The 2,894-nt window shown below is 69.6% G+C and carries 2 pseudogenes; one reads left to right on the top strand and one right to left on the bottom strand.

From position 1 onward, the window contains the following. Positions 1 to 1,477 (bottom strand): annotated as a pseudogene (locus ONA70_RS35720) (hypothetical protein); the annotation flags it as partial. Positions 1,478 to 1,787: 310 nt separating this feature from the next. Between ONA70_RS35720 and ONA70_RS35715 the strand changes: the two are divergent. Next, positions 1,788 to 2,894, top strand: a pseudogene (locus ONA70_RS35715) (sugar-binding protein); the annotation flags it as partial.

Genomic DNA, 2,894 nt, shown 5'->3' with positions numbered 1-2,894 from the left:
CGGTGCAGGCGGTCTTCGGGGAGGTGGTCAGGCCGGTGGGCTTGTTGGGCTTGTGGTTGTAGCGGATGGTCAGGGTGGGGCTGGTCTCCAGGAACTCCTTCCAGCTCTCCGTGTCCGTGGCCTCGTTCGCGGCGACCATCCACAGGGTGCGGGTGGCCTTCTTGCTGGTCACGTCGGTGCGGATCTGGCTGGTGATGTCGAAGGAGACCGCGGCGGCGTCGCAGCCGGAGTAGCCGTACGCGAAGCTCTTCGAGGCGATCGCCGAGCCCTTGCTGACGCCCTCCCAGTAGTTCCAGGTCGCGTTGGAGGAGGAGAGGGTGGTGCTGGGGCCGTAGACGTAGACGGTCTTGGCGGTGCAGCTCCAGGACCGCGTGTTGGTGATCTTGAAGATGGCGTCATAGATCTCCGCCCCGGCCAGGGTGGTGTAGGGGACCGGGAAGTTGATCAGCGTGTTCGACCGTTGGCTGCCGGCGTTGCCGACCTGCATCCGCCCGATCAGGTCGGGGGTGTTCTTCCAGTAGTTGGTCGACTGGTGCTGGTAGGAGATGGTCGCCCAGCCGGACATCTTCGGCCCGACCGGGGTCCAGGTGAAGGTCGGGTCGATGTAGACCGGGAAGGTCGTGGCGCTGTCCGTGAGCAGCTTCCGGTCCGGGATCAGGCGCAGCTGCCCGGCGGCGACCTGCACGCCGATCGGCGCGCTCCGGGCGGCCCGGCCGGGCGCCACGGTCGTCGACAGGGCGCCGCCGGCGGCGGGCGTGGCCGCAGCGCCCGAGTCCCACATGGTCGGGGCCGGCGCGGTCAGCACCGCCTGCCCGTTGCGGTCCCGGCCGGTGATGTTGCCCGCCGCGTCCGCCCCGAGCGTCACGCCCTTGCTCGTCGTGGCGAGGTCGAGTTCCGCGAGTTTCGGATTGGTGGCGGCGGCGCGGTTCTTCACCACGAAGACGTGCGAGAACGCGCCCTCGCTGGTGACCCGCACGGTCAGGTCGACGCCCGGCAGGACCTCCGAATAGGTAGCGGTCTGGCCGGACAACACCGGCGCAGGCAACGCCAGCGGCACCGAAACGGACAGTGACCGGTCGCCGCTGGTCAGCTCGGCCAGCGGGCCGGTGCCGCCGCCGGAAAGGCGTACCTGGTTGGTGGTCACCGCAGCGGTAATGCTGCCGTCTGCGTGCCGGACCAGGGTCGGATCCAGGTTCTTCCACTGGCCGTTCACCAGCGTGCGGGTCGGTACGGCCGACTGCGTCAACTCCACGGTGCCGTCCGGGCGGGCCGTCAGCCTCGTGGTCGACGTGCCGGCGGCGGTTGCTTCCACCGGCTTGCCGGACCGCCGCGCCTCAGCCCACGCCTGATCGACGGTCAGCGGGCCATTGGCCGCCTTGGGAATTGGCTTGTCGGGTGCGGCGGTGGCCGGCGGGGCCACCAGGGCCGCCGAGGCGGCGCCGAGGGCCAGTCCTGCGACGGCGGTCGAGGCAATCAATCGCCTCGCGTTTGTAGATTGTTTTTTGGGCAGCAAGAGGTAACTCCCCCGTGTGTGTCCGTCGAACGCCGGATCGCGTCCGCTGAGCGGCCACAGTGAATCAGCCGAACCGCCTCTGCGGAACGCCGGTCGTCACGCCGGGTTGTCCCTTTCGCACTCCCTGCCACCCATATGGGTCACCGGGCCTGGACGATCGTTATGATCTCGTGACCTTAAATAGTGATCGACGTGAAAGATTGTTCGCGCCACGGGGGTGCGCGTTCTGTCACTCTGCGTGGTTTCCGTTTTGTCGCGCAGAGGTGAGGTTCGGATGGTCGAGCACGGGGGTCCACGCATGTGGACTCGTCCTAGACGCGCCGTCGCGGTGGTCGCGGCGGCGTCGTTGGTGACGGGCTTGTTGACGGGTACGCCGGCTGCGGCGAAGCCCGGGGACGGTGTGGTGGCGGGGCCGCCGGGGGTGTCGCCGGGGCCGTCGGTCAAGGGTGTGAAGCCGTTGCCGACGCGGTTTGTCACGCCGAGGAACGACGCGAAGACGACGTACCGGCCGACCAGGGTGACCTGGCCGAAGGCGGCGTCGGCGCAGTTGGAGCTGGCTGCGCCGGCGGCGAGGGCGCGGGCGGCGGGGACGCCGGTGTGGGCGCAGTCGGTGGCGGCGAAGGACGGCCGGGCGGCTGGTCCGGGTCGGTTGTCCGTGACGGTGGCGGATCGTCAGGCGGCGCAGGCGGCCGGGGTGGACGGTGTGTTGCTGTCGGTGACTCCGGATGTGGCGTCGGGTGCGGTGCGGGTCGGGGTGGACTACGACGCGTTCGCGGAGGCGTACGGCGGTAACTACGGGTCACGGTTGCGGTTGGTGAAGTTGCCGGCGTGTGCGTTGACGACGCCGTCGGTGGCGGGTTGCCGGACGGTGACCCCGTTGGCGTCGACGAACGACCCGGCGGCGCGGACCGTGTCGGCCGAGGTGCCGATGACGATTTCGGGGGCGCGCAGCGAACTGACCGCGAGCAGCATGACGGTGCTGGCGGCGACCGCCACGGCGGGGGACGAGGGTGGCGCGGGTGGCACGTACGCCGCGACGGAGTTGAAGCCGTCGGGTTCGTGGACGGCCGGTGGCAGCACGGGTTCGTTCACGTACTCGTACCCGGTCACGGTGCCGCCGGCGGCGTCGGACCTGGTGCCGACCGTGGCCCTGTCTTACGACTCCGGGAGCGTGGACGGTCAGACGGCGTCGACGAATGCGCAGTCCTCGTGGGTGGGTGACGGCTGGTCGACCGCGCGCTCGTATGTGGAGCAGACGTTCGTGTCGTGTCAGGACGACCCGGGTGGCAGCCCGTCGCCGGTGAAGACCTACGACCACTGTTACGACGGGCCGATTCTGACCCTGTCGTTGAACGGGTCCTCCACCTCGCTGGTGTGGGAC

Source organism: Micromonospora yasonensis (assembly GCF_026013475.1).
Classification (GTDB): Bacteria; Actinomycetota; Actinomycetes; order Mycobacteriales; family Micromonosporaceae; genus Micromonospora; species Micromonospora yasonensis.
Note: the sequence above shows the minus strand (reverse complement) of the source record. Positions and strands in the feature narration are given on the sequence as shown.